Genomic DNA, 301 nt, shown 5'->3' with positions numbered 1-301 from the left:
CGGCCCCTAAGGCGAGGCAGAGATGCGTAGCTGATGGGAAACTGGTTAATATTCCAGTACCGTCGTACAGTGCGATGGGGGGACGGATCGCGGAAGATCATCAGGGTGTTGGATGTCCCTGTTGCTGTATCGAAGATGGCGCTTAGGCAAATCCGGGCGCGTAAATCAAGGGTATGGCACGAGCGAGCATTGCTTGCGAAGTGATTGGAAGTGGTTCCAAGAAAAGCCTCTAAGCTTCAGCTGTACGAGACCGTACCGCAAACCGACACAGGTGGACGGGATGAATATTCCAAGGCGCTTG

The 301-nt window shown here is 54.2% G+C and carries 1 rRNA gene; it reads left to right on the top strand.

From position 1 onward, the window contains the following. Positions 1-301: ribosomal RNA gene (locus AC6LJ2_RS30110) — 23S ribosomal RNA — on the top strand; the annotation flags it as partial.

The organism is Achromobacter sp. 1014246743 (assembly GCF_059760725.1).
The sequence above is the reverse complement of the archived record's forward strand: the minus strand, read 5'-3'. Positions and strand labels throughout refer to the sequence as shown.